At 67.5% G+C, this 16,177-nt stretch carries 12 protein-coding genes and 2 pseudogenes; 3 read left to right on the top strand and 11 right to left on the bottom strand.

All coding sequences use genetic code 11. The annotated features are described in order from the left end of the window. Positions 1 to 101: 101 nt before the first annotated feature. The 3 genes and pseudogenes from AB8P05_RS19465 to AB8P05_RS19455 form a co-directional block, all read right to left on the bottom strand. Positions 102 to 859 (bottom strand): annotated as a pseudogene (locus AB8P05_RS19465) (ABC transporter ATP-binding protein). Further along, complete coding sequence (locus tag AB8P05_RS19460; RefSeq protein WP_472760502.1) at positions 856 to 1,887, bottom strand: FecCD family ABC transporter permease; 1,032 nt, start codon at positions 1,885 to 1,887, stop codon at positions 856 to 858. Before AB8P05_RS19460 ends, AB8P05_RS19465 begins: the two are co-directional and overlap by 4 nt. Positions 1,888 to 1,892: 5 nt before the next feature. Beyond that, complete coding sequence (locus tag AB8P05_RS19455; protein ID WP_472760501.1) at positions 1,893 to 2,918, bottom strand: ABC transporter substrate-binding protein; 1,026 nt, start codon at positions 2,916 to 2,918, stop codon at positions 1,893 to 1,895. Between the two features lie 671 nt (positions 2,919 to 3,589). On the opposite strand from AB8P05_RS19455, the pseudogene AB8P05_RS19450 reads away from it, so the two are divergent. Continuing rightward, a pseudogene (locus AB8P05_RS19450) lies at positions 3,590 to 4,477 on the top strand (LysR family transcriptional regulator); the annotation flags it as partial. A gap of 24 nt (positions 4,478 to 4,501) precedes the next feature. Here AB8P05_RS19450 and AB8P05_RS19445 read toward each other — a convergent pair. Then, positions 4,502 to 5,827, bottom strand: a complete 1,326-nt coding sequence (locus AB8P05_RS19445) for an NAD(P)/FAD-dependent oxidoreductase (protein ID WP_472760500.1) — start codon at positions 5,825 to 5,827, stop codon at positions 4,502 to 4,504. A 245-nt stretch (positions 5,828 to 6,072) separates the two neighbouring features. Here AB8P05_RS19445 and AB8P05_RS19440 point away from each other — a divergent pair, with 245 nt between their 5' ends. Next, the gene (locus AB8P05_RS19440) at positions 6,073 to 6,549 is read left to right on the top strand and encodes an Lrp/AsnC family transcriptional regulator (protein WP_012977455.1); all 477 of its coding nucleotides are present in this window, start codon (positions 6,073 to 6,075) and stop codon (positions 6,547 to 6,549) included. 69 nt (positions 6,550 to 6,618) lie between these two features. Here AB8P05_RS19440 and AB8P05_RS19435 read toward each other — a convergent pair whose 3' ends face one another. From AB8P05_RS19435 to AB8P05_RS19405, 7 genes are all read right to left on the bottom strand, one after another. Next, positions 6,619 to 8,265 (bottom strand): ABC transporter ATP-binding protein, encoded by a 1,647-nt coding sequence (locus AB8P05_RS19435; RefSeq protein WP_472760499.1) that lies wholly within the window; start codon positions 8,263 to 8,265, stop codon positions 6,619 to 6,621. Beyond that, on the bottom strand, positions 8,265 to 9,095 hold the full coding sequence (locus tag AB8P05_RS19430; protein ID WP_472760700.1) for an ABC transporter permease: 831 nt from the start codon (positions 9,093 to 9,095) through the stop codon (positions 8,265 to 8,267). The genes AB8P05_RS19435 and AB8P05_RS19430 overlap by 1 nt, the downstream gene beginning before the upstream one ends. Before the next feature lie 19 nt (positions 9,096 to 9,114). After that, positions 9,115 to 10,065 (bottom strand): ABC transporter permease, encoded by a 951-nt coding sequence (locus AB8P05_RS19425; RefSeq protein WP_455174049.1) that lies wholly within the window; start codon positions 10,063 to 10,065, stop codon positions 9,115 to 9,117. 105 nt (positions 10,066 to 10,170) lie between these two features. Then, entirely contained in the window at positions 10,171 to 11,778 is a 1,608-nt protein-coding gene (locus tag AB8P05_RS19420) for an ABC transporter substrate-binding protein (RefSeq protein ID WP_472760498.1), read from the bottom strand. A gap of 63 nt (positions 11,779 to 11,841) precedes the next feature. Beyond that, positions 11,842 to 12,576, bottom strand: coding sequence for an HAD-IA family hydrolase (locus tag AB8P05_RS19415; protein ID WP_472760497.1), 735 nt, complete (start codon positions 12,574 to 12,576; stop codon positions 11,842 to 11,844). 254 nt (positions 12,577 to 12,830) lie between these two features. Beyond that, entirely contained in the window at positions 12,831 to 14,207 is a 1,377-nt protein-coding gene (locus AB8P05_RS19410; protein ID WP_472760496.1) for an aminotransferase class III-fold pyridoxal phosphate-dependent enzyme, read from the bottom strand. A 13-nt stretch (positions 14,208 to 14,220) separates the two neighbouring features. Then, positions 14,221 to 15,105, bottom strand: coding sequence for a GNAT family N-acetyltransferase (locus tag AB8P05_RS19405; RefSeq protein WP_472760495.1), 885 nt, complete (start codon positions 15,103 to 15,105; stop codon positions 14,221 to 14,223). A gap of 384 nt (positions 15,106 to 15,489) precedes the next feature. Between AB8P05_RS19405 and AB8P05_RS19400 the strand changes: the two genes are divergently transcribed. Continuing rightward, positions 15,490 to 16,158 carry a haloacid dehalogenase type II gene (locus AB8P05_RS19400; RefSeq protein ID WP_472760494.1) on the top strand — a complete coding sequence of 223 codons (669 nt, stop codon included), beginning with the start codon at positions 15,490 to 15,492 and terminating at the stop codon, positions 16,156 to 16,158. The last annotated feature ends 19 nt before the right edge of the window (positions 16,159 to 16,177 follow it).

The raw sequence follows: 16,177 nt of genomic DNA, 5'->3' as shown, positions 1-16,177 counted from the left end.
GCTTTTGACTCCATGACGAGGGTTTGGAAAAAATCAGCGGCAACCTCATTCCGGACGCGACCTTTGCGCGCCGGGCTGCCTGTCGGCAGTCTCGATGAGGATCAGCGGAGGTAATGGATGTGGGGCCGCGCGTGGGGGAGACCTCCACGCGGGCTTCGACCGAGAAGACGCTCCTCAGCAAATCCTCGGTCAGCACCTCGGCCGGCGACCCGGTGGCGACGATCCGGCCCTGTTTCAAAACCACCAGCCGGTCGCAGAACATGGCCGCGTGGTTGAGATCGTGAAGGGCGGTGATGCTGGTGACCGCAAGCTCGGAGACGAGCTTCAGCAGCGCGATCTGGTGCTGGATGTCGAGGTGGTTGGTCGGCTCATCCAGGATCAGTTCCTTCGGCGTCTGCGCCAGCGCCCTGGCGATGTGGGCGCGCTGCTTCTCGCCGCCCGACAGGCTGTGCCAGAAGTCGTTGCGCTTCGCCGTCATCCCGGCCTTCTCGAGCGCGCCGTCCACCGCCTCCTCGTCCGCCCGCGACCAGCCGGAGAACAGCGAGCGGTGGGGGAAGCGCCCGAGCTTCACGACGTCGATCACCTTCAGGTTGGCGTTCGTCGTCGCATGCTGCTCAACGAAGGCGACGCGCTGCGCGACGGCCCGGCGCGGGATGGTCCGCAGGTCGGTCCGGTCGAGCAGGACCCGGCCGGACTGCGGCTGCTTCAGCCCGGCGAGCAGGCGCAGGAGCGAGGTCTTGCCGGACCCGTTCGGTCCGAGCAGGCCGAGCATCTCGCCCGGCCGGGCTTCCAGCGAAACCGCGTCGAGCACGGTCTTGCCGCCAATTCCCCATGTGAGACGTTCGGTCTTGAAGCTCATGACGCACGCTGGAACCGGTAGAGGATGACCGAGAAGAAGGGCACGCCCACCAGCGCCGTGACGACGCCGACCGGCAGGACCTGCTGCGGGATCAGCACGCGCGACGCGATGTCCGCCGCCACCATGAAGATCGCGCCGGCGATGGCGCAGGCCGGCAGCAGCCGGATGTGCATCGGGCCGACCAGGAAGCGGGCGGCATGCGGCACCACGAGGCCGACGAAGCCGATCGAGCCGACCATGCTGACGATGGTCGCGGTCATCAGCGCGGTCAGCGCGAAGAGCAGCAGCCGCGTCCGGCCGACATCGACGCCCAGCGCCGCGGCGGATTCGTCGCCGAAGGCGAAGGCGTCGAGCACGCGCGCGGCCAGCAGGCAGGCGACGAGGCCGCCGCTCACCACGATGGAGACCAACATGAATTCCGGCCAGCGCGCGCCGCTGAAGCTGCCGAGCAGCCAGAACATCACGTCGCGCGCCTGCTGCGCATTGCCCGACGTCGTCACGATGTAGGAGGTGGCGGCGTTGAACAGCTGGGAGGCGGCGACGCCGGCCAGGATCGTGCGGTCGGCGCCGCCGCGCGTGCCGTTCGACAGCAGGGCCACGAACAGGAAGGCGGCGAAGGCGCCGGCGAAGGCCCCCATCGACAGCGAGACGGCCCCGGCCCCGACGCCGAGGATGACGATGGCGACGGCGCCGGTGGACGCGCCGGCCGAAATGCCCAGCACATAGGGCTCGGCGAGCGGGTTGCGCAGCAGCGACTGCATGATCGCCCCCGACAGCGCAAGGCCGGCACCGCAGAAGGCCGCGACCAGCGCCCGGCTGAGCCGGTAGTCCCAGATCACCGTCTCATGGATGCGGCTCAGCTCGACCGAGGTCCAGCCCAGCCGGTTGGTCACGGCGTGGAAGGTCGTGGAGAGCGGGATCGGCAGGTCGCCGATCCCCACGCTGACCGCGATGACGAGGGCGATGGCCGCCAGGGAGGCCGCAAGCACGCCCCCCAGCATGGTCAACCGCCCTAGCGACTGCCCCATGCCCGTCACTTCAGCAACCCGAGGTCTTTCAGTTGCCCGGCCACCTGTTCGGCACCATAGAGGGTGCGGATGGTCGGGTTCATCGCCTGACCGTCCATGACGACGATGGCCTTGTTCTTGACCGCGGGCATCTGGCTGACGGCCGGATCGGTGGTCAGGAACTTGATCTTGGCGTCGGTACGGTCCAGTTCCCACCGGTTGCGGTCGAGGCTGGCCACGACGATGACGTCAGGATTGGCGGCGATGATGCCCTCCCAGCCCAGCGTCGGCCATTCGGATTCAGAGGCGATGGCGTTCGTGCCGCCAAGCAGGTCGGCGATGAAGCCCGACGCGCCGTTCTTGCCGCCGAGATAGGCGTCGGCGGACGGCGAGGGGCTGGAGAACCAGAAGACGTAGGAGAGCTTCCGGCCGTCCTTCGGCACGCTGGCGCGGATGGCCGCCTCGCGCGCCTTGAAATCGGCGATCAGCGCCTGGCCGCGATCCGCGACGTCGAAGATCCGGGACAGCTCGTCGATCTCCTGATAGAGCTGATCCATGCTCCACAGCTGCGCACGGGTGCCATACGCATCCTTGGAGTTCCTGGTGTCGAGGCAGGTGCTGGGCGACAGATAGGTCGGGACGCCGACCTTGTCGAAATCGCCCCGCTTGGCGACCTTGCTGTTCGGACCGAGCAGGACGGGCAGCGCCGCCGCGACGAAATCCGGGTTTTCGACCAGGATCGATTCGAAGGTCGGGAACTCGACGGTCAGCAGCTTGACCTTGGCGTTCGCCTCGGCCAGCTGCGGCATGACCTTGCTGGGCCAGAAGGCGGTGCCGACCATCCGGTCCTGCAGCCCGAGGAGCAGAAGGATTTCGGCGCTGTTCTGGCCGAGACCGATCGCCCGTTGCGGAGCCTTCTGGATCGTGACCTGGGCACCGCAATTCTCGATGGTCAGCGGATAGCTCGTCTTGCCGGCGAAGGAGGGGGTGGCGGCAAGGCCGGCCGCCGCGAACAGGCCGGCGGCGGTCAGGAGTGATTTCACGAAGGTCATGGGAACGTTCCAGGCCGGTTTGTCGTTACGGTGCGCCGTTGGCGGTCCGCTGGCTGCGATGGGGAAGGGCGGCGCAGTCATGCCATTGCAGATCGGGGACCATTGTGGATCGCGCGCTTCGCGTGGGGCGGGGAGGCAATGGTGTGGCGCATGTTCCGGTGAAGCCGCTCATGCCGAACGACGCAGTAAACAGCGTTCAAGGCGACAGCCCCACAGTCGAAACTTCAATCGCGAGCAATAAAAGTGCCTAGCGAATGAGTTGGCGCGGCCAAGTATTTTGCCTCAAAGCATGAAACTACCCTCTCGGTGCTCCGGACGGATGCTGTTTTCCACATCGATCATGGAGGTTTGTGTTCGCAGCGAAGCGCGGGCGTTTCGCAAATGATAACGATTGTCGTTTGCAAGTCAAGAGTCATTCGGTTCGACCGGTGGAGAGAAGCACAACCCTTGGCCGCTGCTTCGGTATTGGCGCCGATCCGATATCGAAACCGCGCCCTCCGCAGTCTTCGGTTGACGGTTGTCATCGAAGAGGCCGACGAAGCCTCATGACCGGTTATCGCCGCCTTGCCGTTGCCGCTCGACCCCCGGGCCCGTCGATCGCTATAGTGGAGCGCCGGAGTCCGCCCCTTTCGTCCGCCGCCCCTTCCGTCCGCCAGCCTCCAGGATCGTGAATGCAAGCCCGCCAGTTGGAAGTCTTCTGCATGCTGATGCGGTGTGGAACGGTGACCGGGGCGGCGGCGATGCTGAACATCTCGCAGCCGGCCTTGAGCCAGATCCTGCTGCACGCCGAAGACCAGCTCGGCTTCAAGCTGTTCGACAGGGTGCGCGGCCGTCTGGTGCCGACGCAGGAGGCCAACGAGCTTTATCCGGAGGCCGAGCGGATCTTCGCGGAGCTGGGGGCGCTGCGCCGGCGCACGGTCGACATGCGCCATGGCCGCACCGGCCTGGTCCGTCTCGCCGCCTCCGCCCCGCCGTCCATGTCCATTCTTCCCAAGGCGCTGACGGCGTTCCGCCAAGCACACCCGGACATCATCGTGCGGTCCCTGGTCGCCCCCATCGCGAACATCCTGGACATGCTGCGCAGCGGCGACGTCCTGCTGGGGGTGGCGATGAACGACATGCCCCATCATGACCTCGACGTCGAAACGGTGGGGCATGCCGGGCTGGTCTGCCTCATGCCCGAGGGGCATCGGCTGGCCGCGCATGCCGAAATCGGCTTTGCCGAACTGGCGGAGGAGACGCTGATCTCGTACCGCGTGGACACGCTGCCCGGCCGGCTGCTCGCCGCGGCGGTCGAGGCGGAGGGGGGCAGCTACGCCCCGGCGGTGGAGATCGACCTGTCGATCACCGCGCTCCCCTTCGTGCGCGAGGGGATCGGCGTCGCGGTGGTCGACGGACTTTTGCCGTGGAGCCAGTTTTCCGGCATCGTCCAGCGGCCGTTCCGCCCCGGCATCCGCGTGCCCATCGCCATCCTGACCAGCAGGGAGCGCCCGCTGTCCGGCAGCCACGCCCTGATGCGCGACTGCCTGCGCCGAGCCGCACGCGCGCTTGAGCCGGGGGCCTTTGACGGTCCCGCCGTTCCGTCAGAAATCGGCGACCTTTCCGGCGGAGAAGCCGGCGAAGCGGTCGGGGTGGTAGGGCTTGGGATCGACGATGGGCGCCTGATCGGTGACGAGGTCGGCGATCAGATGTCCGGCGCCGGGGCCGATGCCGAAGCCGTGGCCGCTGAAGCCGGCGGCCAGGATCAGGCCGGGCATGCCGCCGACCTCGCCGATGGCCGGAACGCCGTCGGGCGTGCTGTCGATGTAGCCGCCCCAGGCAGCGGTGATCGGCGCGCCCTTCAGGCCGGGCAGCAGCGCCATGGCCCGTTCGTGGGTGAGGCGGATGGTGCCGCGGTCCGGCGTGGGGTCCAGCACCCGCACCCGCTCCATCGGCGTCGGACGGTCGAGGCGCCAGCGCCGCAGCGTCTCGTGACCGCCGCGCACGCCCTCCAGCCCGCCGGGCAGCAGGCTGCGCCAGCGCCGTTTGAACATCGGCATGAATTGCGGCGCGAAGCGGATCTGCTGAAGCGTCGGATCGACGCGCCCACGTCCGCTGATGGCCAGCGTGTGCCCGCCGTCGCCGCGCCGGGTGATCGACACGGCGGCGGTGTGCAGGGCGTCGGGCAGACCGGCGGGGCTGGGGCCGACCGACAGGATCGACGACCGGATCGAGGCGAGCGGGAGCCGCACGCCGACCTGATGGCAGAAGGAGGAGGCCCAGGCCCCGCCCGCCATGACCACCAGTTTCGTGCGGATCGTGCCCTTTTCGGTGACGACGCCGCAGACCCGTCCGCCGGCGGTTTCCAGCCCGCGCGCGGCGCAGCCCTGATGCACCGTTCCGCCCAGCTTCATGATCGCCCGCGCCACGGCCGGGGCGGCGCGGGCCGGATCGGCGATGCCGTCCGACGGCGAGAAGACGCCGCCCTTCCAGGGCCGGCCGGTGGCGCGGCCGCGCTCCGCGGCTTCGGCGCTGCTCAGCATGTGGGTGGTGACGCCGACCGTCCGGGCGAAGTCGCGCCAGCGGGCCCAGCCCGCCAGCTCCTGGTCGTCGTTGCTGAGGTAGAGCAGGCCGCAGCGGCTGAAGCCGGTGTCCTCCCCGCTTTCGGCGGCGAAGCGCTCCCACAGATCCAGGCTTTTGGTCGCCATCGGCAGTTCGCGCGCGTCGCGGTTCTGTTGGCGGCACCAGCCCCAGTTGCGGCTGGACTGCTCCGCCCCGACCTGACCCTTTTCCACCAGGGCCACCGACACGCCGCGCTTCGCCAGAAAATAGGCCGCCCAGACGCCGACGATGCCGCCGCCGATCACGACGACGTCCGCCCGGTCGGGAAGCTGTGGCGAGGACGGGATGGTTTGCAACGGGGCGGGCATGGGGCGGGTCTCCGGTTTCGGCGTCGCGCCATCTAGCCATGGTGCGCGGATGCGCGGGCGCTGCTTTGCGGGATTCAACGGCATTATCTTCTGTCGATGCGTGAAAGCCCGGCGAATTGTTCTGCCGGAACAAAGCCACTCGATCATCGACAGGCAGGCGGAGCGTGTTAAGCTGCCAAGGCCGGAGTGACAGAATTTTCTGCCGTCATGTTCCGTTCCCCGCCCTCGAACCGGATAGGTTCCCCATGAAGCTGGACCGCATCGACATCAAGATTCTGCATCAGCTCCAGAAGAACGGCAGGATCACCAACGTGGAGCTGGCGGAGCTGGTGAACCTGTCGCCCAGCCCCTGCCTGATGCGGGTCAAGAAGCTCCAGGCGGAAGGCTACATCGAAGGCTACACGGCGCAGATCAACGTCAGCAAGCTCGGCCAGACCCTGACCGTCTTCACCGAGGTGACGCTGAAGAACCACCGGCAGGTCGATTTCGCCCGTTTCCTCGCCGCCGTCAAAAAGATCGAGCAGCTGCTGGAATGCCATCTGGTTTCCGGCGGCTACGACTACATGCTGAAGTTCGTCACGTCCGGCATCGGCGAGTATCAGGAGATCATGGAGAAGCTGACCGACATGGACATCGGCATCGACAAGTATTTCAGCTACGTCGTCCTGAAATCGCCGATCGTGCGCGCCCACATGCCGCTGACCACGCTGTTTCCGATGTGAGCGGCCCGATGTGAACGGCCGCGCTCGGACCCCTCCCCGCGGCGGCGGGCCGGGCGGGGAGGCCGTGTCTCACGCCACGCGCATCCGCTCGGCGTCGATGTTCAGCGTGTCGAGCCAGGTCGGGTCGAGCTTCGGAACCGAAGAGAACAGAAGCTTCGAATAGGGGTGCTGCGGCTGCTGACGGGCGGACGGAATGATCGTCTCCACCGTCTGTCCGCGATACATCACCATGATCTCGTCGCAGATCGCCTCGATCACCGACAGGTCATGGCTGATGAAGATGTAGGACAGGCCAAGCTCGCGCTGCAGCTCCTTCAGCAGCTCGATGATCGCCGCCGCGACGACGGTGTCGAGCGCTGAGGTGATCTCGTCGCACAGGATCAGCTTGGGTTCGGCGGCCAGCGCGCGGGCGAAATTGACCCGCTGCTTCTGGCCGCCCGACAGTTCGGCCGGGCGGCGGTGGCGCAGGGCGCGGGGCAGATGGACCATGTCCAGCAGCGCATCGACGCGCGCGTCGCGGGCCTTGCCGCGCAGGCCGTGATAGAAGGTCAGCGGGCGGCCCAGGATGTCCTCGATCGACTTGGCCGGGTTCAGCGCCGTGTCGGCATGCTGGAAGACGATCTGCAGGTCGCGCAGCTGCTCGCGGCTGCGCTGTCGGGCGCTGTGCCACAGCTCCCGTCCGTCGAACTGGATGTCGCCCTTGCAGGCCGGCAGGATGCCGGCGATGGCGCGTGCCAGGGTCGATTTCCCGCAGCCGGACTCCCCGATGATGCCGAGGTTGGTGCCGCGCTTCACCTGCAGGCTCACCCCCTTGACGGCGAGCACCAGCGGCTGGCCGTTCGATTGCGGCGGCCCGTAGCCGGCGCTCAGCGCGTTGATCTCCAGCAGAGGGACGGCGTCAGTGACGGCCGGCGCCGTCCGCCCGCCGCTGTCGGGGTGGAAGGCGTGCAGCAGCTCCTTCGTGTAGGGGTGGGACGGGCGCGTCAGGATGTCGTGGACGCTGCCGGTTTCCTGCACCGCGCCGTTGCGCAGCACCATGATGCGGTCGGCGATCTGGGCGACCACGGCAAGGTCGTGGGACACGTAGACACAGGCGATCCGCCGCTTGGCGGTCACCGCCTTGAAGGCGCGCAGCACCTCCACCTGGGTGGTGACGTCGAGCGCGGTGGTCGGCTCGTCGAAGATCACCACCTTGGGATCGCCGATCAGCGCCATCGCCGCCGCCAGCCGCTGGAGCTGCCCGCCCGACACCTGGTGCGGATACCGGTCGCCGATGCCGTCGGGGTCGGGCAGGGACAGGGCGCGGAACAGGTCCACCGCCCGGCGGCGGGCCTCGTCCGGCGGCATCAGGCGGTGGATCCGCGTCACCTCGATGACCTGGTCCATGATGGTCGCCGCCGGGTTGAAGGCGGCCGCGGCACTTTGCGGCACATAGGCCACGACCGTTCCGCGCAGGGCCGCCCGCTGCTTCTCCGACAGGGTCACCATGTCATGGCCGTCGATCCGCACCGAGCCGCCCGAAATCCGGCAGCCCGGACGGGCGTAGCCCAGCAGGGTCATGGCGGCGGTGGTCTTGCCGGAGCCGCTTTCGCCGATGAAGGCGACGGTCTCGCCGGCGGCGATGTCGAGGTCGATGCCCTTCAGGATCTGGATCCAGCGGCCGGAATCGGTGGTGGCCTCGACCGTCAGGGAGCGGATTTCGACTAGGTTCGTCATCAGGAGGCACTCCGGTCCCGGATCTTCTGCGGAAGATTGTCGATCAGCAGGTTGACGCCGATGGTCAGGGTGGCAATGGCCAGCGACGGCACGATCACCGCCGGTGCGGCGAAGGGCAGGCCGCCGATGTTCTCGCGCACCAGCGCTCCCCAGTCGGCATAGGGCGGCTGGACGCCCAGCCCCAGGAAGGACAGGCCCGACAGCAGAAGGACGATGAAGACGAAGCGCAGACCCAGGTCGGCCAGCACCGGGCCGATGATGTTGGGCAGGATCTCCGATACGATCAGGTAGGGCAGCTTTTCCCCGCGGATGCGGGCGACCATGACGAAATCCATCGTGTCGATGTTGACCGCCAGCGCCCGGCTGAACCGGTAGGCGCCGGGGATATAGATGATCGACAGGGTCAGGATCAGCACCGGGATCGACGATCCGACCGCGGCCACCACCATCAGGCCGAACAGCTTGCTGGGAATGGAGTTGAGCGCGTCGAGCAGGCGGCTGACCACCATGTCCACCGGTCCGCGCAGCACCGCCGAGGTCATCCCCAGCACCACGCCGGTGAAGCAGGCGATGGACACCGCGGCCAGCGAGATGCCGACGGTGTAGCGCGCGCCGAAGATAACGCGGGAGAGCATGTCGCGCCCGAGATAATCCGACCCGAGCCACAGGCCGGGCCGCATCGGGCCGAAATAATCGAGGTCGACCATCTCACCCACCGAATGGGGGGCGATGTAGGGGGCGAACAGGGCGACCAGCGCCCAGAACAGGACCACGAAGAAGCTGACCAGGCCGACCAGATTGACCCGGTAGCCCGTCCGTGCCGCGAGGATGCCGGTGGGGAGTGTGTCTTCATCGGAGCCTCGGGTTCGACAGGATGGCGACGATGTCGGCGGTGGTGATGAGAAGCAGATACCCGAAGCAGAAGATCATCGCGCAGGACTGGATCAGCGGCAGGTCGCGGGTGGACACCCCGTCCACCATCAGCTTGGCGATGCCCGGATAATTGAAGATCGTCTCGACGATGATGACGCCGCCCACCAGATAGGACAGCGACAGCGCCACCGCGTTGGCGATCGGACCGAGCGCGTTGGGCAGGGCGTGGCGCAGCACCATCCGGGGCCGCGACGCCCCTTTCAGCAGCGCCATCTCGACATAGGGCGTGTTCAGCGTCTCGATCACCGCGGCCCGGCTCATGCGGATCATCTGCGCCGAGACCACGAAGGTCAGGGTGATGACCGGCATGGCATAGACCCGCAGCAGCCCGGAGAAGCTGTCGACCTGATAGGTGAAGGACAGGGCCGGCAGCCATTTCAGATACACGGCGAAGACCAGGACGGCCAAGGTCGCCAGCACGAATTCCGGGACGGAGATCACGCCGATGGTGGCGATGGTGACGATGCGGTCATAGAGCGTCCCCCGCCACATGGCCGCGGTGATGCCGAGCGTCAGCGCCAGGGGGACCGTCACGACCGTGGTCAGCCCCGCCAGCTTGAGCGTGTTGGCCAGCCGGTCGGCGATCAGCGTGGTCACCGGCATCTGGTTGGCATAGGAGGTGCCGAGATCGCCCTGGAACAGCCCGGCGATCCAATAGAGGAAGCGCAGCAGGGCCGGTTCGTCGAGATGCATGGCGGCGCGCAGGCCGGCGACCGCTTCCGGCGTCGCCGACTGCCCGAGCAGGATCATCGCCGTGTCGCCGGGCAGCAGGGTGGTGGCGAAGAACACGGCGAAGGACACGATCGTCAGCGTGACCAGTGCGATGAGCAGCCGACCAAGGATGAGGGAGGGAATGCGTGATTTCATGCTTGGCCTCCGCGAGGTGAGGCGCCCCCGGAGGGGTTGCCCGGATGGGCGGCGAGGGAGGGGGCGGCCGGGCCTGGGTCCGGACCACCCCGCCGATCCACTGCATCAGGCGGTCAGCCAGACATATTCGGCGAAGGAGTAGCCCATCATGCCGCCGAGCGGGTTCGGCTGGAGGCCCTTCAGCCTGTCGGTGATCGCGTCCACGTTGGAGATGTAGGCGGGGATGATGGTGCCGGCTTCCTCGGCGATCATCACCTGCATCTGGTCGTAGATTTCCTTGCGCTTGGGCCAGGCGAGCGTGGCGCGCGCCTCCAGCATCATCTTGTCGAACTTCTCGGACTTGTACTTGCTCTCGTTCCACGGCGCTTCGGAGGCGTAGAGCAGCGAGAACAGGATGTCCGGCGTCGGACGCGGGTTGATGTTGCCGAAATGGATCGGCGCCTTCAGCCAGTAATTGCTCCAATAGCCGTCGGACGGCACGCGCTGGACGTCGAGCTTCATGCCGATCTCCGCACCGGCGGCCTGGACCACCATGGCCATGTCGATGGCGGAGGAAGCGGCATCCGAGGTGATGACCGGGACGGACTGCCCCAGCAGGCCCGCCTTCTTGAACAGGGACTTCGCCCTTTCCGGATCGTAGGGCTTGGGCTTCAGTGCGGCGTTGTGGAAGGGGCTGGACGGCGACACCGGCTGGTCGTTGCCGACCTCGCCGAAGCCGCGCAGGGCGGATTTGACGATCTGCTCGCGGTTGACGAGATACTTCATCCCGTCCACGAAGTCCTTGCGGGTGCCCGGCTCCATGTCCAGGCGGATGTTCAGGTTGGTGTAGTTGCCGGACGTCGTCTTGGACAGGGCGAAGCCCTTCTGCCCGTCCACCAGCCGCGTGGAGCGCGGATTGATCGCCGCGGCCAGATGGATGTCGCCGGACAGCAGTGCGTTGACGCGGGCATTGTCGTCGCTGATCGCGAAGAACTCGAAGGAGTCCACATGCGGACCGCCCTTCCAGTAGTTCGGGTTGCGCACGCCGACGGACCGCACACCCGGCTCGAAGCTCTTGCAGATGAAGGGGCCGGTGCCGTTGCCCTTGGAGAAGTCGGTGGTGCCGTCGGCCACGATCATGAAGTGATGCATGGACAGGATGGTCGGCAGGTCGGCGTTCGCGCCGGCCAGCGTGATGGCGACGGTGCTCTTGTCCACCGCCTTGATGTCGGTCATCTGGGCGGCGATCTTCGCGACCTTGGAGCCGACGGCCGGATCGAGGTGGCGCTTCAGCGAGAACACCACGTCGTCGGCGGTCAGCGACTTGCCGTCGTGGAAGGTCACGCCGGTGCGGAGCTTGACCGTCCAGGTCTTGGCGTCGTCGGTTTCGATGGACTTGGCCAGCTCCATCTGCGGGATGCCGGCCTTGTCCAGGAAGGTCAGGCGGTTGTAGAAGGAGCAGCAGCGGACATAGTCAGTGGACAGCGACGCCTTCGCCGGATCGAGCGTGTCGGCGGTGGACGACGACCAGCCGGCGGCCCTGAGCGCTCCGCCCTTCACCGGTTCGCCCGCGACCGCGGCGTGGGCGCGGCCCAGGAGGAATTCGGCGGCGCCGAGGGTCACCCCGCCCGCCAGGAGCATCTTCATCAGGTCGCGGCGGTTGGCCCCGCGCCGGATGGCGCTTTCGACCATGCCGTCGTCGGTCCGGTTCCAGCTATCAGGCATCTTTGTCATGCTAGCCTCGCTCTGTTCGTGTGTTGTTCGTTTTTTGTTTTGACGCGCTCCGGTTTGGCCCGGTTACGCTGAGGTCGTCGAGGACGCCAGTGCTGCGGCGTCCACCGCATCGGCCAGTTCCGCCATGGAGCGGAAGTGGAAGTCCGGCTTGGTGAATTGGGCGGGCTCGATGGAACCGCCATAGCCCTTCTGCGCGTGGCGGCGCTGGATCCAGCAGTTGGTCATGCCGAGCTGCCGGGAAACCCCGATGTCGTGATACTGGCTCTGGGCGACGTGCAGGATGTCGTCCTTGCTGCCGCCGTCACGCTCGACGAACTCGAACACCTGCCGGAAGAAGGCGGGATCGGGCTTTTCGGTGCCGGTGTCGTCGGTGGTGAAGCCGGCGAAGAAGGGATCGCCCAGCTCGCGGGAGAAATGGGTGAAGGCCCAGCGCCGCGCGTTGGTCATCGCAATCAGCTTGTAGCGCCTGGACAGGCGGGCCAAGGCGTCCCTGCTGTCGGGGAAGCCGGTCCAGGAGGCCGCCGAATCCCGCAGGCGCTCGCCATACTGCGTGCCGGCGGGCAGCCCCAGCTTCGGCGCGATGATCGAATAGACGCGGACCATATCGTCGGGGAACAGGCCGGCGTCGCCGTCGCCGCGCGCTTCGCGGTACAGGGCCAGTGCCGCCTCGCCGTCCACGGTGGTTCCGGCCTCCGCGGCGATGGCCGCCAGGCATCCGGTCATGCCGGCTTCGAAGTCGATCAGGGTGCCGACGACGTCGAAGGTCAGATATTTGAAGCTCAGCAGGCTCTTGGGCAACGCACCAACTCCTCATCAGGGACCGCATGGGAACCGCTTCGGTTCGGCGGGGCGTTTCGGGTCCGGCGGCATCGCCAGCCGGGATGGTCTTTTGGAGGCGGTCCTCCTGGAAATGGCCCAAAGATCCGGTCTTCCGTCCCATCCAGTGTGGTCGATGGGGATTATGCCGGTCTCTGAATCATCGGTATTGGACGGCAGAAAATGCTGGATACGGGGGTATTCGCAGATTCTTCCGCGGACTCCTCTTTTTCCGTCTATCGCATCGCCCGGCGGACGTCCGGGTCTTCCAATGTCTGGTCGAGCGTCTGGGCCGTGCGCTCCAGGATCGCGTCGATGTCGTCGTCGGTGCAGCAGAGCGGCGGGGCATAGCCCAGCACGCCGTTGGCGAAGGCGCGGATCACCAGCCCGTTGCTCCAGGCCCGGTCGAAAATCCGGCGGGACGGCTCGGCGGCGGCGGGCAGGGGGGTCTTGCGCTCCTTGTCCACCACCAGCTCGATGGCGGCAAGCATGCCGCGCCCGCGCACGTCGCCGACCAGCGGATGGTCGCGCAGCGCATGCAGCCCGGCCATCAGCCGCGCGCCCGCCTTCACGCCGTTGGCGAGCAACCCATCCTCGTACAGCCGCAGCGCCTCCAGCCCCACCGCGGCACTGACGGGGTGGGCGGAGTAGGTGTAGCCATGGCCGACCGCGGCGGTGCCGGCGGCATCGGCGATGGTGCCATAGACGGCGTCGGACAGGAAGACCGCGCCCATCGGCACATAGCCGGAGGTCAGGCCCTTGGCCGTCGTCATCAGGTCGGGGACCACGCCGTCGTCGGTGCAGGCGAACAGCGGGCCGGTGCGGCCGAAGCCGGTGATGACCTCGTCGGCGACGAACAGGATGCCCAGGCTGCGGCAGCGGTCGCACATCGCCTTCATCCAGCCGTCGGGCGGCACCAGCACGCCGCCCGATCCCTGGATCGGCTCGGCATAGAAGGCGGCGACCCGTTCCGGCCCGCCGATCTCGGCGATCTTGGCATCGAGGGCGGCCAGCGAGGCGGCGATGATCGCGTCGGCATCGTCGCCCACCGGGTTGCGGTAGGCATAGTGCGACGGAATCTTGTGCTGCCAGTCGAAGGGCACGCCGAAGCCGGCATGGAAGGCGGGCAGGGCGGTCAGCCCGGCGCCGACGGTGGAGGAGCCGTGATAGCCCTGCTCCACCGAGATGAACTGGTCGCGCTGCGGCTGGCCCTTGGCCTGCCAGTAATAGCGGATGAAGCGGACGGTGCTGTCCACCGCGTCCGACCCGCCGAGCGTGAAGAAGACATGGTTGAGGTCGCCGGGGGCGCGCTCCGCCAGGGCCGCGGCCAGCCGGATCGCCGGTTCGCTGCCGAGCCCGAAATAGCCGGTGGCGTAGGGCAGCTCCTGCATCTGGCGGGTGGCGGCCTCGACGAGGCTCTGCTGCCCGTAGCCGGCATTGACGCACCACAGGCCGGCGAAGCCGTCGACCAGACGGCGGCCGGCGCCGTCGGTGATCGTCGCCCCGGCGCCGGAGGCGATGACGCGGACGCCGGCCTTCTCGTGGCCGCGGTATGACGCGACGGGATGCACCAGATGGGCACGGTCGAGTTCGATCAGGGAATTGCTGAGCATGGTCCTCTCCGGATCAGCCGAGTGCCTGGCTGGCGAGCGCGTAGGTCGAGACGGAAGCCTGGGAAGCAGGCGCCGGCGATGCAGGCGCGCGGGGCGGGGCGGGTCGGCGCATGGCGACGCCGCCGCCGACATGGCGCAGGCCGCAATCGGCCAGCCATGGAGCGATACCGGTGTCGGCGGTGGTGTCCACCCGCAGGAACTTCCCTGAATTGGCGGCGATGATCGGGCCGATCAGGGCCTTGGCGCCCTCGGCATCGGGGGCGACCACCGGGCCGATGACCTGCCCGCGGCCGAAGTCGCGCAGCGCCGCGAACCCGGCGGGCGCGCCGTTCCGGCGCAGCAGCGTGAAGGATCCGACCTCCGCGAAACGCTTCAGCAGCAGGCTGCGGTCGGCGCCGAAGGCCTGCCGGTCCAGGGCGGCGATGGCGCCACGGTCATCGGGGCCGGCGGTGACGACCTCTTCCGCCGCGACGAACGACATCGGGCTGGATTCACCCTGGTGCTGAAGCACGCTGCCGACCTCGCGGAAGCCCAGCTTTTCGTAGAGCGGCAGCCCGTCGCTGGTTGCGGTCAGACGCAGGGGGCGGTCTCCCGCCAGCGCCATCGCCTCGTCCATCAGGCGGCGGCCGAGGCCCTGCCCGCGCCAGCCTTCGTCGACGATGACCATGTTGATGGCGGCGGCATCCTCGCCATAGGTGGTCGTCAGCACCGTGCCGACCACCTGCGCCGTCTCCGCGTCCACCGCGACCAGCCCCCGGCTCAGCGAGAGGGTCAGGGACCAGTCTTCCAGACGGTGCGGCCATTGCGCCTGCCGCGACAATGCCAGCGCATCCTCCAGATGCTTCGGTTCGAAAGCCTGACAGTGAACCGTTCTTTTGGAAACCGTATTCTTGCTCATGGGCAGTCCTTTCACCCTCTGCCCCAAGAGTGGGCGCACCGCCCCCGGACGATTGTCTGAAGGCGATACCCGCCGCGACATCTTTCACCTTTGCTTCGCCAGCCCGCCGCATCTTATGCCGTGGCGCTGGCCGCCGAACCCGCGGATCGGGCCTGCACACCCCGTTCGAGGCCCGTCCGCCCCGCCCCGGTGCCGGTCCCCTCCCAACCAAATGCTGAGTGCCGAGACGGAAACGGAACTTTGTGCTTTCGCGCCGGGCAATTCGGTCAGGGCCGGCATCGCGGCGACGCTAGGATCGTAGGGCAGGCTGATCGGGCCCGATCCCGGGTCCCATGCCGGACCCCATGCCATCCATTCCCCTGCCCCCATCCCAAGGAAGCAGCCATGAGCCAGTTTCGGCCGAAATACGTCACCTTCGATTGCCACGGCACGCTGATCAACTTTCAGATGGCGGAGGCCGCGCGCGATCTGTACGGCTCGATCCTCGACGAGGCCCGGATGACGGAGTTCATCAAGAACTTCGCCGCCTACCGCCTGGACGAGATCATGGGCGACTGGAAGCCCTATGCCGAGGTCGTGCACAACGCGCTGGAGCGCAGCTGCAAGCGCAACAACGTCGTCTTCCGCGACGAGGATGCGCGCATGGTCTATGAGCGGGTTCCCACCTGGGGTCCGCACGCGGACGTGCCGGCCGGGCTGGCGAAGGTGGCCAAGGAAATCCCGCTGGTCATCCTGTCCAACGCCATGAACGACCAGATCCCGTCGAACGTGGCGAAGCTGGGCGCGCCCTTCCACGCCGTCTACACCGCCGAGCAGGCCCGGGCCTACAAGCCGCGCTTCCAGGCGTTCGAATACATGTTCGACATGCTCGGCTGCGGGCCGGAGGACATCCTGCACTGCTCCTCCTCCTTCCGCTACGACCTGATGTCGGCGCACGACCTGGGGATCCGCAACAAGGTGTGGGTCAACCGCGGCCACGAGCCGGCCAACCCCTATTACGGCTATACCGAGATCCGCGACATCTCCGGCCTGCCCGGCGTGGTCGGGCTGTAAGGGACGGATTTCACGGTTC

The organism is Azospirillum sp. VT-I1, assembly GCF_055698305.1.
The sequence above is the reverse complement of the archived record's forward strand: the minus strand, read 5'-3'. Positions and strand labels throughout refer to the sequence as shown.